The sequence below is a fragment of the Paenibacillus sp. XP01 genome (genome assembly GCF_057364885.1).
The window spans coordinates 5,478,915-5,496,198 of the sequence record NZ_CP139481.1 but is presented as its reverse complement, the minus strand read 5'-3'; the positions used below and the strand labels follow the sequence as shown (position 1 = coordinate 5,496,198).

Sequence of the window (17,284 nt, the reverse complement as noted above, 5' to 3'; positions counted from 1 at the left end):
GGAATTTCAAATAATAAGGAGTCTGATTATGAAAAGAAGTCATCATTGCGGCGCTTTGACGAACGCACACATCGGTGAAACCGTAACACTGAACGGCTGGGTTCAAACCCGTCGTGACCTTGGAGGCGTACTGTTCATCGATCTGCGCGACCGCAGCGGCATCGTGCAGGTGGTATTCAACCCGGCATATTCCGGCGAAGCCCTTGCCATTGCGGACAGAGTGCGCAGCGAGTACGTCATTGCCGTATCCGGTAAAGTCGTGAAGCGCGATGCCGAAACGGTAAACCCGAACCTGCCTACAGGTGAAATCGAGGTGCAAGTGACCGAAATCGAAGTGCTGAATGCGGCCAAAACACCTCCGTTCTTCATCGAAGACGGCGTTGAAGTCGATGAGTCTCTTCGTTTGAAATATCGTTATTTGGACCTGCGCCGCCCGGAAATGTTCGATACGCTGAAGCTGCGTTCCAAAGCAGCCAAAGTGTTCCGCGACTTCCTTGATGGCGAAGAGTTCATCGAAGTGGAAACACCGATCCTGACCAAGAGCTCGCCGGAAGGCGCGCGTGACTATCTCGTGCCGAGCCGCGTGCATGAAGGCGAATTTTTCGCCCTGCCTCAGTCCCCGCAAATTTACAAGCAGTTGCTGATGGTCGGTGGACTGGAGCGTTACTATCAGATCGCCCGCTGCTTCCGTGACGAGGATCTGCGTGCTGACCGCCAGCCGGAGTTCACGCAAGTCGACATCGAAACGTCCTTCATGCAACAGGATGACCTGCTGCCGATGATGGAACAATTGATGGCGAAATTGCTGCGCGAGACGAAAGGCATTGAGCTCGAACTGCCATTCCAACGCATTACTTATGCGGATGCCATGGGCAAATACGGCTCCGACAAGCCAGATCTGCGCTTCGGCATGGAATTGATCGAAGTGAACGACATCGTTGCGACCAGCGGCGTCAAAGTCTTTGCTTCCGTCATCGAAAAAGGCGGCGAAGTGAAAGTGCTGAACGCGAAAGGCTGCGGCACATGGAGCCGGAAGGAAATCGACGACCTCGGTCCGTTCGCTGCGCGTTATGGAGCCAAAGGTTTGGCTTGGATTCAAGTGAAAGACGGCGAATTCAAAGGGCCAATCGTGAAGTTCTTCACGCCGGAAGAGATCGAAGCGCTCAAAGAACGTACTGGAGCCGAAGAAGGGGACTTGCTGCTCTTCTCTGCCGACAACAAAAAAGTCGTTGCCGACGTGCTCGGCAACCTGCGTCTCAAAATCGGCCGCCAGCTTGGCCTGATCGATGACAGCAAATTCAAATTCGCTTGGGTTGTGGACTTCCCACTGCTCGGTTATGATGAAGAAGCAAAACGTTATGTAGCTGAACACCATCCGTTCACACGTCCGAAAGACGAGGATCTGCACCTGTTCGACAGCAATCCGGGCGAGATCCGCGCCCAAGCGTACGACCTCGTATTGAACGGTTACGAAGTCGGCGGTGGTTCGATGCGTATTTACAAACGCGACGTACAGGAAAAAATGTTCGACGCACTGGGCCTTTCCCCGGAAGTGGCGAAAGAAAAATTCGGTTACTTGCTTGAAGCATTCGAATACGGAACACCACCACACGGCGGGATCGCCTTTGGTTTCGACCGTCTCGTCATGCTGCTGGCTGGACGCACCAACCTGCGCGAAACGATTGCGTTCCCGAAAACGGCAAGTGCAACGGATCTGCTCATGAACGCTCCATCCGAAGTAGATCTGGATCAACTGGAACAGCTGCATATCCGCGTAGCCCGCAAACCGGTGGCGGAAAAGAAATAAAGGAGGCATCTGATTCTCAATGCTCCATCAATTTTCAAGAACAGAGCTCGCGATCGGACCTGAAGGTCTTGAAACGATGAAAAACAGCACCGTTGCAGTGCTCGGCATTGGCGGCGTCGGCTCCATCGCGGTGGAGGCCCTCGCCCGTACCGGCGTTGGACGCATCATCCTGATCGACAAGGATGTCGTGGACATCACCAACATCAACCGTCAGATCCATGCCTTGACCACGACCGTGGGCCAAAAAAAGGCAGACCTGATGGTGGAACGGGTCAAGCTGATCAATCCCGAGTGCGAAGCGATCGCGCTGAACATGTTCTATACCGAAGAGACGTATGAAGAATTGTTCAAATACGAGCTGGATTACGTGGTGGATGCTTCGGATACGATCATTTACAAAATCCATCTCATCAAGGAGTGCCTGAAGCGCGGCATTCCGATCATTTCCAGCATGGGTGCGGCCAACAAAATGGACCCGACGAAATTCCAGGTGGCGGACATTTCCAAAACGTCCATGGACCCGATCGCCCGCGTCGTGCGCACGAAGCTGCGCAAAGACGGCATCAAAAAAGGCGTGAAGGTGGTATTCTCCACCGAGGAGCCGATGAAACCTCGCGCGGACGTTACGGAGAAGATCGTTCCCGAGAACGCTCCGGAAATCCGCAAAGCCAAGCAGCCGCCGGCAAGCAACGCCTACGTTCCTCCGGTGGTCGGACTGATCATGGTCAGCGTCGTGGTCAAAGAGCTGCTTGAAATCGCCGAGAAAAAGAAGAAAAATTAAGCTTTTCATAAAAAGCGCAGGTGCCGTTACGGTGCCTGCCTTTTTTGTGAAATTCGACTGCAATCCGCGATGTATCACCGATGTTTGCAATCCCGAAAAACCTTCCAAGCGTCAAGCGTACGTCATGTACTTCAACAACAAAAGCGTGTATGATATGGGGTGCTGCGCGTCATGCTGAATACATAGGGAACTGCAGCGTCAGAGAGGGGAATAGAAATCAGATGAAACAAGGATGGATGACCAGACGCCTCGGATTGGAGCCGGGGAACCAGTGGAAAAAGGAACTGATCGCGGGAGCGATTTCCTATTTTGCCGTGGTATACATCGTCATGGTCAATGCTACAATTTTGGCGGATGCCGGCATGCCGCTGCAGGCGGCGATGGTTGGCACGCTGCTGACGTCCATCGCAGGCTGCCTGCTCATGGCGTTCTGGGGCAAATCCCCGATCGTGGTTGTGCCGGGCATGGGGATCAACGCATTTTTTACATATACCTTGGTGCATTCCATGAAGCTGAGCTGGCAGGAGGCACTGGCCGTCGTCACCGTTACGGGCATTCTGTTTGCGGTCGTTGCTTTTACATCGTTATATAAAATGGTCAGCGAAGCCATACCCAAAAACTTGCAGCATGGCATTACCGTAGGCATCGGGCTGTTTTTGACCTTTATTGGCCTGCAAAAAAGCGGGATCGTGATCGCGCACCAGACGACGTTTGTGACGATCGGGCATTTTGGCGAACCGGGGGTCATCACCGCATGCGTCACGCTGGTCATCGCGCTGATATTATTCATTCGCAACGTGCCCGGCGGCCTGCTGATCAGCATATTGGCGGGAACGGCGTTGGCCTATGTGCTTGGAGCCGTGCAGCCGGGAGAGCCGGTGTCAGCCGGAGCAGCAATCCGCCAATACGGCGGCCTGTTCGCCCAGCTGTCGTTCGATCATTTGGCGCAGCTCGCCTTTTGGATCGCGGTATTCCTGTTGTTGTTGATCGTTGTATTCGAAAATATCGGCCTGATCACTGCGCAGACGCAGTTGGTCGGCCGTCCGGAACGGTTCAAAGGCAGTTTGCGTGCCCTGTCCGTAACCAATGTGTTTGCAGGCATCTTCGGCAGCAGCCCGGCTGTGGCAGCCGCGGAAACGACGGCAGGCATCGCCGCAGGCGGGCGTTCGGGCCTTACGCCGCTCGTGACGGCCGTGCTGTTCGGCGCGACCTTTTTCTTCATTCCGCTGCTCGGTTATATTCCGGACAGCGCGATTGCACCTATTTTGATCATCATCGGGGGCTTGATGGTTCAGGACGTAAGGCAGATGGATTTTCGCGATTTTACCGAAGCTTTCCCGGCATTTCTGATCATGGTCATGATTCCTTTTACGTACAGCATCGTGGACGGCATGGCGTTTGGATTCATCGCTTATCCGCTCGCAAAGCTGGCTGCAGGACAAGGAAAAAACGTTCCGGGGGTCATGTACGGCATCTCCATTCTGTTCTTGGCCAATTTCATTTTGCACGGCATTTTGTAGTCTAAAAGACATCATCAAGCAAATCCGAATCCGAGAAACGAAATGGGGCGTTCAGTCGTATGATTGAGGTGTGAATGAAGGGTAAGGAGGAGGACCATGCAAGATACGGAGCAAAAGAAGCAAACAGAACCTAGATTGGGGAAAAAGGGATTCAAGGATTTCGCAAAACTGATCGCCTCGACTCAGCCGCCGAAGCTGATTCTCATCGTGGCCCTGATCCTCACGCTGATTCAGACGACGGCCGGATTGATCGTGCCGCTCATGACCAAAGGGCTGATTGACGGACTGACGATGTCCGCATTGAATAAATCCGTCATCATCATGCTCATTGGCGCTTTTGTCATTCAGGCGATCGCAGCGGGAATCAGCATTTATTTGCTGAACTATGCGGGACAACGGGTCGTCGCAACGCTCCGCACCAAGTTGTGGAACAAGGTGTTATCGCTGCCGATGCCGTATTTCGACCGCAACCGCACAGGGGATACGATGAGCCGCATTACCAACGATACGAGTCAAATTATGACGCTGATCGCCGATTACCTCGTTTCGTTCATATCAAACATCGTGGCGGTGGTCGGCGGCGTGGCTCTCCTGTTTTACCTGGATTGGGTCATGTCGTTGATCATTCTAAGCCTCGTTCCGCTAACATTGCTGATCCTGCTGCCCGTTGGCCGGAAAATGTACCAGATCTCGAAGAAACAGCAGGACGAGATGGCGGGTTTTACGTCGGTGCTGAGTCAGGTCATCGGTGAAATCCGTCTCGTAAAAGCATACGGTACCGAAAAGCAAGAAAGCGACGCGGGCAGCGCCCGAATCGGTAAAATGTTTGCTTTTGGTCTGCAGGAGGCGAGGATACTGGCGCTGATCGGACCGCTGTTCACGTTTGTCATGACCGCGGTGCTGGTCGTCATTCTCGGCGTAGGAGGCATGCGCGTGGCATCGGGCCTGCTGTCGGCCGGGGAGCTGGTTGCATTCATTCTGCTGTTGTTCCAAGTCATCATGCCGATGGGGCAATTCACGACGCTATATTCTCGTTTGCAAAAAGTGGTAGGAGCCACCGAGCGCATCCAGGCCATATTGGCCCACGAGGAGGAGCCGCGCGATCAGACCGAAGAGGCTCCCAAAGGCAATGAAAACATTGCGTTCAACAACGTGCGCTTCTCGTACGTGACCGGAGAAGAAGTGCTGCACGGCATTGATTTGATGCTGCCTGCACGCAAAGTGACCGCGATCGTGGGGCCGAGCGGCAGCGGCAAATCGACCATTTTTTCTTTGCTGGAGCAGTTTTATCGCCCCGAGGCAGGCAGCATCACCTACGGCGGGAAACCAATAACGGCGTATTCGTTATCTTCGTGGCGCAGCAAAATCGGTTATGTCTCACAGGAAAGTCCGCTCATGGCTGGCACGGTGAAGGACAACATCACCTACGGCTTGGGACGTGAAACCAGTGTGGAGAAGATCCGGCGGGCGGCCGAGATGGCCTATGCCAAGGAGTTTATCGAGAAGCTGCCGCAAGGATACGACACCGAGGTAGGGGAACGCGGCATCAAGCTGTCGGGGGGACAACGCCAGCGAATCGCCATTGCGCGCGCTTTGCTGCGCAGCCCTGACGTGCTGCTGCTGGACGAAGCAACCTCAAGCCTGGACAGCACATCGGAGCATGAAGTGCAGCAAGCTTTGTCCAACCTGATGCAGGGTCGAACGACGGTGGTCATCGCGCATCGGTTGTCCACCGTGGTGGACTCGGACCAAATCGTTGTGCTGGAGCACGGCCATGTGACCGGAACGGGCACGCATGCGGAGCTGCTTGGCAGTCACGAGGTGTACCGCGAGCTGGCGCAAAAACAGTTCGTGTCGCAAACGGAAGAGGCCGGCGATGCGACATCGTAAAGTATATTGGGGATTCATGCGGTGCCCGAATCATGCCTGTCAAGGCTTGAAGAGGGTGTCGTATTTTTTTGCGTCCAATTCCTCTTATTGACAGAAATTGAGGCTTGCTTTTAGATTGCCGGCTTCCTTTAAATCGCAAGGATATATAGCTTTCGCGCTGTCAATGTGATATAGTAAATATCCTTTTGTGTCGTCCGTAAACGGCTATGCAAAATAACATATTCTTAGGAGGTAACTGAAACATGTCAGAAAGCTTTCAAAGTGCCTATCAAGAAGAAGAAAACAGGTTGAAGCGAACGATGGAAGAAGTGGACCGCCAGTTGGAACGGTTGAGAAACATTCCGGTCTATACCGGCCACGATTTCACGGAGCAAGTGCTGGAGGCGGGACGTGAGGAACGCCGCAGCAATCTGGCCAAGAGCGCGCAGCAACCCTATTTCGGGCGTCTTGATTTTGAAGAACAGGGCAGCGATGAACGAAAGCCGCTGTATATCGGCAAAATCGGGGTGGACCGCGAAGAGGTGGGTGAGCATCCGCTCGTGATCGATTGGCGCGCACCCGTTGCCAGCCTGTTTTACTCGTTTACCGGCGGAGAAGCCATGGCGACGTATGAAGCGCCGGAAGGGCTTGTCGAAGGGCTCGTTTACCTGAAACGGAACGTAGTTATTCGCCAGCGCATTTTGGAACGGGTGGCGGATACATATAACCGCGAAGGCGATCAGCCGGCGGTTTCGGATGAATTTTTGGTATATCGGCTCGGCGAAAACAAGGACAACAAGCTCCGGGATATCGTATCGACCATCCAGGCGGAGCAGGACCAGATCATTCGCGCCGCCAAAAACACCGCATTGATCATCCAGGGCGTGGCAGGCTCGGGAAAAACGACCGTGGCCCTGCATAGGCTGGCCTTTTTGCTGTATCAGTATAAGGAGCAGGTATCGGCAGAAAAAATGGTCATTTTTGCGCCCAACCATATGTTTCTCGATTATATCTCGGACGTCCTGCCAGAATTGGGCGTGGGCGATATCCAGCAAAGCACGTTCCCGGATTGGGCGGTGAACCTGCTGGGACTGGAGCTGCCGCTGGCAGACTCGCAGGAAACCTTGCAGGCGTGGTTCGAAACGCCGGATGCCAAGCCGGAGCTGAACGATGACGTGCCTGGGAGGTACAAGGGTTCGATCCGTTTCATGGAGCTGCTGCGCGAGTGGTTGACCGGCATGGAGGCCAGTGCGGTACCGGATCTGGATTTCAGTCCGTGGGACGGAGCCGTGCTCGCGAAAAAGGAAATCGATGGCTGGTTCAGCGACGAATACAAGCATTACCCGCTGGCTAAACGCAAGGAACGGGTGATGGCGCGGATTCATCGCTGGATCGAAATGGAACTCAAGAAAACCTCCTCCGAATCACTGCGCAAGGAGCGCAAAAAGAAGGCGGCCACCCGCGAGAAGGCATATGCCAAAAAGTGGGCGGAGTATGAACCGCTGACGCTGTACAAACAGCTTTTCAAGGCATCCAAAGGCGGAACCGTGCCAGAAGGGATCATGGCGCGCATTCCGAAGAACGTGCTTAAACAGACGGCGGCCGACCTGAAACAAAACGTGATTCGCGAAGAGGACCTGCCCGCGCTCGTGTATATCCACACATTAGTTCACGATATTGACGGCGCTGCGCGGTTCGATCATGTGGTCATCGACGAAGCGCAGGATTTCTCCCCGTTCCATGTGGCCTTGCTGGATTTGTACGTCAAAGGACATTCGTTTACCATTTTGGGTGACCTCTCCCAAGGGATTCACGAATACCGCGGCGTCCATGCTTGGGATGAGATGAGCTCGCTGTTTGCCGAGGAACATAATGCCTATTTCGCCCTGACTCGAAGTTATCGCTCAACGATGGAGATCATTGACTATGCAAACACGATTCTCGAGCAGGGGGTTCGAAGTGGTATTACGGCCATCCCGGTCTTCCGGAGCGGTGACCCGGTGCGTGTGTTACCGTACGAACAGACGGGAAGGACCGCGAGTTTGGAACGTGCATTGAAATGGCTTACAAGCAAAGACTACCGCACGGTTTCGATTCTGACTCGGACGCTGCATGAAGCGATTGAACTGCATCGCGAGCTGGAGCAGGCAGGATGGGAGCTTAACCTCATCGACGGGGGCGAAAAGCAGTATGCTGGCGGCCATTCGGTTCTGCCGGTCTATCTTTCCAAAGGGTTGGAGTTCGATGCGGCCATCGTGGCCGACGTGGACGGAGCGCACTACTTGCCAAATGCGGGTGACGCCAAGCTGTTATACGTCGGCTGCACGCGGGCGCTGCATGAACTGTGGCTGTTCCATGACGGAGCGCTGCCCGAATATGCTGCGGCAACGCAAAATCCGGAAGGTGATGTGGTCAGCGTACAAGGGTGGCCTGACGATTCGATATAAACGATAAGATAAATAGTAAAGCATGGTGCCGGGGGCGCCATGCTTTTTCTGTATGTTTATGGCAAGGGTGATGTACTACACTACACGGAACAGGTTGTTTTTGGCTTGCAAATGAATACGAGGTCGACATTCCGTGTTTTCTCTTTTCTATCCTTTGGATGGCCGATGCGGGATGAATTTCAATGGGATCTTCTTGTCAGAAGCGCTTCCTTTGCGGTTAACCAAATAAATGCCGATGCAGACGCAAGCGGCTCCAACGCCCATAGCCCATTGCACCCGTTCTCCAAGCAGGACCCAGCTGCAAGCAACACCGAATAACGGCGCGAGGAACAGAAACGAGCTGGTGCGTGCAGGGTCGCTATTGTGCAGCAAATAGAACCAGAGCGAAAACTGCACTATCGAGCAGGCCAGCACCAGCCATAGCAGTACTATAATCGATGTTGCGTTCAGCGCAAACGCGGGTTGCTCGGTAAATGCGCTCAGCATCAGTAAGGCGATACCGCCCGCAAGCATTTGATAGGAAGTGAGTACATAGGTATTCTGTGCGCGTCCCCAACGTTTGACCAGGATGGTTGAAATGGCGAAAAAGACGGCGCCCGCCAATCCGATCAGCGTTCCCGGGCTAAAGCTGAGTTGAAAGCCGAAACCGATGGCGACGCCCGCGATGTCAAGGAGTACGCCGCTCCACTGACTGAGCCGGTATGATACGCCATCCAGCAATGTGCTAAACAGAATGAACAGCAGCGGGCTTGTAAACGTGATGATCGCGGATTCCCCCGAAGTGAGCCAGTTCATGCTGTAATAGGCACAGCCCATGACCCCTGCGGATTGAAACAAGCCGATGATGGCTGTTTGCATCCACTGCTTCCAGCCTTTTGGTAATGGTCGCTTTCTGACGATCCACGCCAGCAAAGCGCCTGCCAGCACATAACGAAGTCCCATCAGCAGAAAAGGAGGGGCGTACGCCATGCCGATTTTGCCGACGGGGAACGACGTGCCCATAATCAGCGTTGTGAGCAAAATCAAAACAACGTACTTTAATGGTTTTAATCCTTTGGCTCGATCGTTAACATTTCCTTTAACTTGTTCACCAACGCTCATAACGTTTGACCCGCGTCGACCGTGATGAGCTGTCCGGTCATGGACGGCTGCTCCAGCGCGGCAACGATCATATGGGCAATATCCTCAGGAGAGGATATGCGCTGCAATAACAGTTGTCCGCCCAACTGTTCCATACGTGCCTCGTTGCCTGCCCACCAACGCGTGGAAACCGCTCCAGGAACGATGGCGTTAACCCGGATGTGGGGAGACAGAGCATGGGCAAGGGAGCGGGTCAACCCATGCACGGCGGCTTTGGATGCCGCGTAAGGGACGGAGGAGCCTGATCCGGTCATGCCGGCAATGCTGCCAAGGTTGACGATCGCGCCATGTCCGGCCTGCCGCATGCCTTTGGAGACAGCCCTTGCGCAATAAAACATGCCTTTGACATTGACGTTATAAAGCGTGTCCCATGCGTCATCGTCGACGATATCCAGATCTTGCAGCGGAATATGTCTCGTGATGCCCGCATTGTTGACCAGTGCCGTTATGGGGCCATGTTCACGTTCAATGCCGGCAACCATCTGACGTACTGCCTGATCATCGGCGATGTCGGCTTGCACGGCAAAAGCGCGTCCGCCGGTGTCCCGTATCTGCTGCACGGTCGCCTCGGCTTCCAGCCGGGAACGCGAATAATTGACTGCTACGGTTGCCCCGTGCCGGGACAGCAGCACGCTGGCGGCTCTGCCGATTCCTGTGCCGCCGCCAGTTACGATCGCTACGGTTTGTTCGGATATTTTCATGGTTACACTCCTCTTGATGAATTGGATTCAGTGATGTTGGCAAACCGGCTTGCCTGTTACACTGATTGTAGCGCCGAGCGAGCATGCTGTATAATGATTGTTAATGAACCAGAAATCATTTTGAATGATATCAAAAACGGGATCAAGGTAGTATCGGAAGGGGCGGTTGTCCATGGAAAGCGGAGATTTGCGCATATTTCAGTGCGTTGCACAGGAGGGAAACGTGACCAGAGCAGCGGCAAGGTTAGGGTATGTTCAGTCCAATGTGACCGCAAGAATCCGGCATTTGGAGAACGAATTGGGAACGACTCTCTTCATTCGGCATAACCGGGGCATGACGCTGTCTCCGGCCGGGGAGCTTCTATTGACTTACGCGGACAAAGTCGTAGGGTTGCTTGAAGAAGCAACGAAGGCGCTTCAAGCCACCGGGACGCCGTCCGGACCGCTGCGCATCGGTTCGACGCAGACTGCGGCTGCGGTGCGTTTACCCGAGCTTTTTTCGCTGTATTACAAGAGCCATCCGCAAGTATCGTTGTCTTTGACGACCGGCAACTCTCAGGTATTGATCGATCAGGTCGTTGGCTACGAACTGGAGGGGGCGTTCATCGGCTGTGCTTGCGATCATCCCGATTTGCGCGCGATTCCGGTATTTAACGAGCGAGTGTTTATCGTATCGTCCGGCATGAATGCCGATCAGGAAGAGTTGTACGCCAAGCCGATTCTGGTCTATAGCCGCGGGTGCTCCTATCGCGAAATATTGGAAAACTGGCTGAGGGAAAGCGGTGTTCACCGCCCAGCGATTATGGAGTTCGGCACGTTGGAGGCCATTATTAGCGGAGTGGCTTCAGGTATGGGGATTTCCCTACTGCCCGAGATTGTCGTGCGGCAGCAGATTGCCGGCGGCATGCTTCGCAAGCATTCGCTCCCTGCAGGAAAGGATCATATGACGACGTATTTCATTACGCGCAAGGATGCGTTCATCAGCAGTGCCATGCGGGCGTTTATCGATTTGATCGCGCAGGAATATGGTATGATAGAGAGCAGGCCAATCAGTTAAGGAAGTGAATAATGATGGATTTGTTTTCGTTTCAACAGGATGCGGAGCCGAAGGCGAGACTGCTTGCCGATCGGATGCGTCCGGAGAAGCTTGAAGAATATATCGGGCAAGAGCATATCATCGGGCCGGGCAAGCTGCTTCGCCGCGCCATCGAGGCCGACCAGATTTCGTCCATACTGCTGTATGGTCCTCCAGGATGCGGCAAAACCACGTTGGCGCATATCATATCCAAGCACACGCAGGGTAATTTCGTTCGGCTGAACGCGGTGGATGCGTCCGTGAAGGACGTTCGTGAAGTGATCGAGCAAGCCCAGACGAACAAGCAGCTGTACGGCACCAAAACGATTCTGTTTCTGGACGAGGTGCACCGCTTCAACAGCTCGCGGCAGGATGCGCTGCTGCCTGCGGTGGAACAGGGCACCATTATTTTTATCGGGGCGACGACGGAGAATCCGTTTCATTACGTGAACGGGGCCTTGATGAGCCGCTCAACGCTGTTTCAACTGGAGCCGCTGAACAAGGAGCACTCGCTGATTGCCATGCGTCGTGCCCTGCAAGATGCGGACAAGGGCCTCGGTTTCATGGAACTGAAGGCGGACGAAGAGGCGCTATCGCATATCGCGACGATGGCCAACGGGGACATTCGGCGCGCGCTGAATGCCCTGGAACTGGCCGCACTGACCACGCCGCCGGAAACGGACGGTTCCATCCATATTACGCTCGCGGTTGCGGAAGAATCCATTCGCCGTCCCATCGTGCGCGCGGACGAGTCGACGCAATACGACGTGTTGTCGGCGTTTCACAAAAGCATTCGCGGTTCCAGCGATGCCGCCCTGTTCTGGTTTCTGTACGCGGTGGAAAAGCTGGGCATGGACCCGATGGTGTTTATTCGCCGTTTGATTGCGGCGAGCAGCGAGGATATCGGCCTTGCCAATCCGCAGGCCATGACGCAGGCCATCGGCGCGCTGGACGCGTATCGCAACAACGGCTGGCCGGAGGCCAAACTCAACATTGCGCAGGCGATCCTGTTTGCGGTGGAAAGTCCGAAATCGAATGCCGTGTATACGGCCATTTCCAAAGCGATGGAAGCGATCGAGGAAGTGAAGTCGGCGGAGGTGCCGCTGCATCTTCGTGATACCCATTACGCCGGAGCGGCCAAGCTTGGGCACGAGGGGTACCTATATCCGCACAACTATCCGGGACATTACGTGAAGCAGGAGTATTTGCCGAAACAGCTGTCGCGCCGCATTTTCTATGAGGCGACCGAGCAGGGGAACGAATCCAAGATTCGCCTCAACCAGCAGCGTCGGAGAGGGTAACGGATGTGAATGTCTACGTGTCTGGTTACCTTAAGGAATGAGTAGAATGTAATATGTGGTTTGTGCACGATAAGCTGCTTTCAGTATTCTCTGAAGGCGGCTTTTTTCTTTTTCTGCAAAGCTCGTGCTGCTTTATTTCATAGTTTCATAATAAGCTAGAAAGAGCTGTGGATTAACATCGTCGGTTTCGAAGTATAATGATGATTCGCTGATCAGGTTAGAGGATTTTTAACAGCAGGCTTGATCTGACCCCAAAATAGTTAGAGTATTCTTGTAATTCCAAATTATTGATTTGATTGAATTGAGATAGTAATATAGTAAATTGATGTAATAGAACTTGAATCCGACTTTAGGGGGGCACTTTCATGAGCGAAACTGGCATAGCGGGAGAACGTGTTCTTCATCATTCACTGGGATTGACCGATGAAGAGGCTGTTGACATGTATAAAACGATGGTAATGGCACGGAAATTTGATGAACGCAATTTGCTGCTTCAGCGCGCAGGTAAAATTAATTTTCATGTTTCAGGCATTGGACAAGAAGTGGCACAGGTCGCTGCAGCATATGCCCTCAACAAGTCGACGGATTACTTCCTCCCGTACTATCGCGATTATGGCCTCGTCCTAGCGCTAGGCATGAGCATCAAAGAATTGATGCTGTCCGTATTTGCCAAAGCGGAAGACCCCAATAGCGGAGGCCGTCAAATGCCTGGCCACTTTGGATATAAAAAGCTTCGGATCGTAACTGGTTCCAGTCCGGTTACTACGCAGGTGCCCCATGCCGTTGGCATAGCCCTGGCGGCAAAAATGAAAAATGAGAAGTTAGTGAGTTTTGTAACCTTTGGGGAAGGATCCAGCAATCAAGGAGATTTTCACGAAGGCTGCAATTTTGCGGGGGTTCACAAACTTCCGGTCATTTTGATGTGCGAGAATAATCAGTATGCGATTTCCGTGCCGATCCATAAGCAGCTTGGTGGACGGGTGGTTGACCGTGCGCGAGGCTATGGGATTGCAGGTGTACGAGTGGATGGGAACAACGTATTTGAGGTTTACAAAGCCGTAAAGGAAGCTCGGGAGAGAGCGATTCGCGGGGAAGGGCCAACGCTCATTGAAGCCATGTTATACCGACTTTCGCCGCACTCCACTGCCGATAATGATTTATTGTACAGGACGAAGGACGAAGTAGAGGAGAACCGGGCTAAGGACGGAATTCCCAAGTACCAACAATATTTGATCGATTGCGGAATATGGAGTGCCGCTCATGAGGAAGAGCTGCAATCCCAGCTCAAAAAACAAATCGATGATGCGATAAACTATGCGGATAAGGCCCCGTTGCCAACGCCGGAGTCTTCGTTGGACCATGTATATGCAGAATGAATTAGAGGGGGAGTAGGGTCAATGGCAATCATGAATTATGTATCGGCGATCCGCCTTGGGATGCAGGAAGAATTGGCGAGGGATGAGAACGTTTTTGTATTGGGCGAAGATGTCGGAGTCAAGGGGGGAGTCTATACAACGACAAAAGGGCTGATCGACATGTTTGGCGAAGAACGAGTTTTGGACACGCCGCTTGCCGAATCGGCGATTGCCGGGGTAGCGATCGGTGCTGCCATGTATGGAATGAAGCCGATCGCCGAAATGCAGTATTCCGATTTCATGTTTCCGGCAACGAACCAGATTATCAGCGAAGCAGCCAAAATCCGCTATCGTTCCAACAATGATTGGAGTTGTCCACTTGTGATTCGTGCTCCCATCGGAGCCGGCGTCTTCGGTGGACTCTATCATTCCCAATGCGCAGAATCGGTGTTTTTCGGAACCCCGGGCCTTAAAATCGTAGCCCCTTATAGACCTTACGATGCAAAGGGTTTGCTGAAAGCCGCAGTCAGAGATCCCGATCCCGTACTGTACTTCGAGCACAAGAAATGCTTCATGCTGGTGAAGGGTGAAGTGCCGGAAGACGACTATACGGTACCCATCGGCAAATCCAATGTGCTTCGCGAGGGGACCGATATAACTGTAATAAGTTACAGCATGCCGCTTATGTTTATAGAACATGCTGCAGAAGAACTTGAAGAAGAAGGGATTTCTGCACATGTGCTCGATTTACGAACACTCCAACCTTTAGATAAAGAAGGGATATTGGAGGCTGTCCGGAAAACGGGAAAGGTGCTGATTGTTCATGAAGACAACAAAACAGGAGGTATTGGGGCAGAGGTATCGGCCATCATTGCCGAAGAACTGCTTTTCGATTTGGACGCACCCATCATGCGGCTGTGCGGCCCGGATACTCCAGCCACGACGTTCCATGCGCCGGGAGAAAAATACTTCCTGTTGAATAAAGATAAAGTAAAAGAGGCCATGAAGAACCTGGCATTATTTTGATCCGCATTTGCCAGCGTGAGAAATTCAGCTTCCGACCGCCTTTTCCCTTGTACCTGCGGGACCCCATGGTTTAAATCTCGATAATCCACTATCATTAGGGAGAAGGAAAAAGTATAACGTCTGGAGATGTCTTGCGTCATGAAGGAACTTGTTTATGTTGGGCTTGGCGGCATTGCGGGCACGTTGACCCGTTACGGCGTCCAGCTGTGGATACCGCAGGACAATGGGGGCTTCCCTTGGGGGGTGCTGCTGATCAACGCGGTGGGCAGCCTGTTTCTGGGGTGGTTTTTCACGGTAGCCGTACCTCACAAAATTTCGGCTGAGCTGCGCCTGGCCATCGGCACGGGGTTTACCGGCGCGTTCACGACCTTTTCAACCTTTGCGCTCGATATGGTGCGATTGGCGGAAGGCGGACATTGGATAAGTGCGGCTGTGTATGTATTCACTAGCATCGCGGCAGGACTCTTGCTTTGCTCGGTCGGTATCCGCTGGGGAGAGCAAATGTTGAGAAGGGATGGAAGGGGCGGTGCGCAGGCATGATCATCTGGATCGGTGCAGCAGGCATGATGGGTTCGATCCTGCGGTATTCGCTGGGACGATGGGTGTCTGCCCGGTTAGGCACTTCGTTTCCATGGGGAACATGGCTGATCAACATCAGCGGTTCGCTGCTGCTTGGAATGCTTTATGGCTGGCACGCGTCTGCAGCCATTTCCGATATGCTGTGGGTCATCGTAGGTACAGGATTTTGCGGTGCATACACGACCTTCTCCACATTTGGTTATGAGACCATGGGTCTAATAAGCCGGAAACGGTATGGTAGAGCAGCCCTTTACGTCGTCAGTTCGGTCATCGTGGGCATGTTGGCCTCATTTTGCGGCACGTGGATCACTGCATAAACCGGGTATTCGGATTTTTTTGCAGGGAAAAGAAGGAAAAAAGCCATCCTCCATGGTATACATGATAGGGATGGCTTTTATTGGCTTTTATGCTTGTGTAGAAAGCTCCATACATACAGGTATGGAATTCGTGGACTGATCAGCCCAAAGCCGGCACAGGCACTTTTTGCACCTGGTCGATTGTTCCGCCTCCAAGGCAGACGTCGCCATCATAGAACACGACCGCCTGTCCAGGCGTAATGGCTTTTTGTTGTTGGTCGAATTGCACGTCCACGCTTCCGTCCGCATTCCAGGTGAGCGTAACGCCTTGGTCTGGTTGACGGTAACGGAACTTCGCCGTACAACGGAAAGACCCGCTCGGAATGTGCTCTGAACCGGCAATCCAATTCACGCCGGTTGCGGTCAATCCCGTGGAATAAAGACTTGCATGAGAATCGCCCTGCACAACCAGCAGCTGGTTGCGTTCCAGATCTTTATCGGCAACGAACCATGGTTCCCCATTGCCCGATCCGCCGATGCCAAGACCTTGGCGCTGACCCAGCGTATAATACATCAGTCCGTCATGGCGACCTTTGACTTCGCCGGTCACGATATCGATCATGTCCCCGCCTTTGGCAGGCAGGTAGTTGCTCAGGAATTCTTTAAAGTTGCGTTCGCCAATGAAGCAGACACCAGTGCTGTCCTTTTTCTTAGCGGTATACAGCCCGGCGGCCTCAGCGATTTTGCGAACCTCCGGCTTCGGCAGATGACCGATCGGGAACATGGCTTTGGACAACTGATTTTGGTTCAGCGCGTTCAGGAAATAGGTCTGATCCTTGTTGCTGTCCACACCGCGAAGCAGCTTGTAAGCGCCATTCTCTTCGACAAGGCGCGCATAGTGGCCGGTAGCGACGTAATCTGCGCCAAGATCAAGAGCCTTGTTCAGGAATTCGCCGAATTTGATTTCGCGGTTGCACATGACATCCGGATTCGGAGTCCGGCCGGACTTATATTCATCGAGGAAATAGGTAAATACTTTATCGAAATACTCTTTCTCGAAGTTGACAGTGTAGTAGGGAATGCCGATCTGCTCGCACACCCGGCGCACGTCCTCTGAATCTTCTTCAGCGGTACAGTGGCCGAATTCGTCCGTATCGTCCCAGTTTTTCATGAAAATGCCGATGACATCGTAACCTTGCTCTTTCAGCAGCAGTGCGGTTACGGAAGAGTCGACACCTCCGGACATGCCAACGACGACCCGTGTATTTTCTTTTGTTTTGGACATCGTCATCACCACTTCTATATATAAATGTGTTGAACCGCGTCGGTAGACGCTTTTCTTATTCTAGCATAACCGGACCCAACTTACGATACACCCGGGGAACTT

The 17,284-nt window shown here is 53.2% G+C and carries 14 protein-coding genes; 11 read left to right on the top strand and 3 right to left on the bottom strand.

Annotated features, from left to right (window positions below; genetic code table 11):
- The first annotated feature begins 28 nt into the window (after window positions 1–28).
- From aspS to SNR34_RS24710, 5 genes are all read left to right on the top strand, one after another.
- Window positions 29–1,807: an aspartate--tRNA ligase gene (gene aspS, locus SNR34_RS24730; protein WP_236415446.1), complete on the top strand. Its 1,779-nt coding sequence runs from the start codon at window positions 29–31 to the stop codon at window positions 1,805–1,807.
- A 19-nt stretch (window positions 1,808–1,826) separates the two neighbouring features.
- On the top strand, window positions 1,827–2,588 hold the full coding sequence (locus tag SNR34_RS24725; protein WP_236415448.1) for a tRNA threonylcarbamoyladenosine dehydratase: 762 nt from the start codon (window positions 1,827–1,829) through the stop codon (window positions 2,586–2,588).
- 221 nt (window positions 2,589–2,809) lie between these two features.
- Complete coding sequence (locus SNR34_RS24720) at window positions 2,810–4,108, top strand: NCS2 family permease (protein WP_486180432.1); 1,299 nt, start codon at window positions 2,810–2,812, stop codon at window positions 4,106–4,108.
- A gap of 96 nt (window positions 4,109–4,204) precedes the next feature.
- A complete protein-coding gene (locus tag SNR34_RS24715) occupies window positions 4,205–5,998 on the top strand; it encodes an ABC transporter ATP-binding protein (RefSeq protein ID WP_486180431.1) in 1,794 nt (597 codons plus the stop codon).
- Between the two features lie 242 nt (window positions 5,999–6,240).
- Window positions 6,241–8,424 carry a HelD family protein gene (locus tag SNR34_RS24710; RefSeq protein ID WP_486180430.1) on the top strand — a complete coding sequence of 728 codons (2,184 nt, stop codon included), beginning with the start codon at window positions 6,241–6,243 and terminating at the stop codon, window positions 8,422–8,424.
- 147 nt (window positions 8,425–8,571) lie between these two features.
- Here SNR34_RS24710 and SNR34_RS24705 read toward each other — a convergent pair whose 3' ends face one another.
- Together SNR34_RS24705 and SNR34_RS24700 are read right to left on the bottom strand one after the other, a co-directional pair.
- Window positions 8,572–9,525, bottom strand: coding sequence for a DMT family transporter (locus SNR34_RS24705; protein ID WP_486180429.1), 954 nt, complete (start codon window positions 9,523–9,525; stop codon window positions 8,572–8,574).
- Window positions 9,522–10,265 carry an SDR family NAD(P)-dependent oxidoreductase gene (locus tag SNR34_RS24700; protein WP_486180428.1) on the bottom strand — a complete coding sequence of 248 codons (744 nt, stop codon included), beginning with the start codon at window positions 10,263–10,265 and terminating at the stop codon, window positions 9,522–9,524. Before SNR34_RS24700 ends, SNR34_RS24705 begins: the two co-directional genes overlap by 4 nt.
- 172 nt (window positions 10,266–10,437) lie before the next feature.
- Here SNR34_RS24700 and SNR34_RS24695 point away from each other — a divergent pair, with 172 nt between their 5' ends.
- From SNR34_RS24695 to crcB (SNR34_RS24670), 6 genes are all read left to right on the top strand, one after another.
- Complete coding sequence (locus SNR34_RS24695; protein WP_486180427.1) at window positions 10,438–11,322, top strand: LysR family transcriptional regulator; 885 nt, start codon at window positions 10,438–10,440, stop codon at window positions 11,320–11,322.
- A gap of 14 nt (window positions 11,323–11,336) precedes the next feature.
- Window positions 11,337–12,641, top strand: coding sequence for a replication-associated recombination protein A (locus tag SNR34_RS24690; protein WP_236415825.1), 1,305 nt, complete (start codon window positions 11,337–11,339; stop codon window positions 12,639–12,641).
- A gap of 365 nt (window positions 12,642–13,006) precedes the next feature.
- On the top strand, window positions 13,007–14,017 hold the full coding sequence (locus SNR34_RS24685) for a thiamine pyrophosphate-dependent dehydrogenase E1 component subunit alpha (RefSeq protein WP_486180426.1): 1,011 nt from the start codon (window positions 13,007–13,009) through the stop codon (window positions 14,015–14,017).
- 21 nt (window positions 14,018–14,038) lie between these two features.
- Window positions 14,039–15,022, top strand: coding sequence for an alpha-ketoacid dehydrogenase subunit beta (locus tag SNR34_RS24680; RefSeq protein ID WP_236415461.1), 984 nt, complete (start codon window positions 14,039–14,041; stop codon window positions 15,020–15,022).
- 138 nt (window positions 15,023–15,160) lie between these two features.
- Window positions 15,161–15,562 (top strand): fluoride efflux transporter CrcB, encoded by a 402-nt coding sequence (crcB, locus tag SNR34_RS24675; RefSeq protein ID WP_486180425.1) that lies wholly within the window; start codon window positions 15,161–15,163, stop codon window positions 15,560–15,562.
- The gene (gene crcB, locus SNR34_RS24670; RefSeq protein WP_339274245.1) at window positions 15,559–15,918 is read left to right on the top strand and encodes a fluoride efflux transporter CrcB; all 360 of its coding nucleotides are present in this window, start codon (window positions 15,559–15,561) and stop codon (window positions 15,916–15,918) included. The genes crcB (SNR34_RS24675) and crcB (SNR34_RS24670) overlap by 4 nt, the downstream gene beginning before the upstream one ends.
- Before the next feature lie 139 nt (window positions 15,919–16,057).
- Here crcB (SNR34_RS24670) and mnmA read toward each other — a convergent pair whose 3' ends face one another.
- The gene (gene mnmA / locus SNR34_RS24665; protein ID WP_290371445.1) at window positions 16,058–17,188 is read right to left on the bottom strand and encodes a tRNA 2-thiouridine(34) synthase MnmA; all 1,131 of its coding nucleotides are present in this window, start codon (window positions 17,186–17,188) and stop codon (window positions 16,058–16,060) included.
- Window positions 17,189–17,284 lie beyond the last annotated feature (96 nt).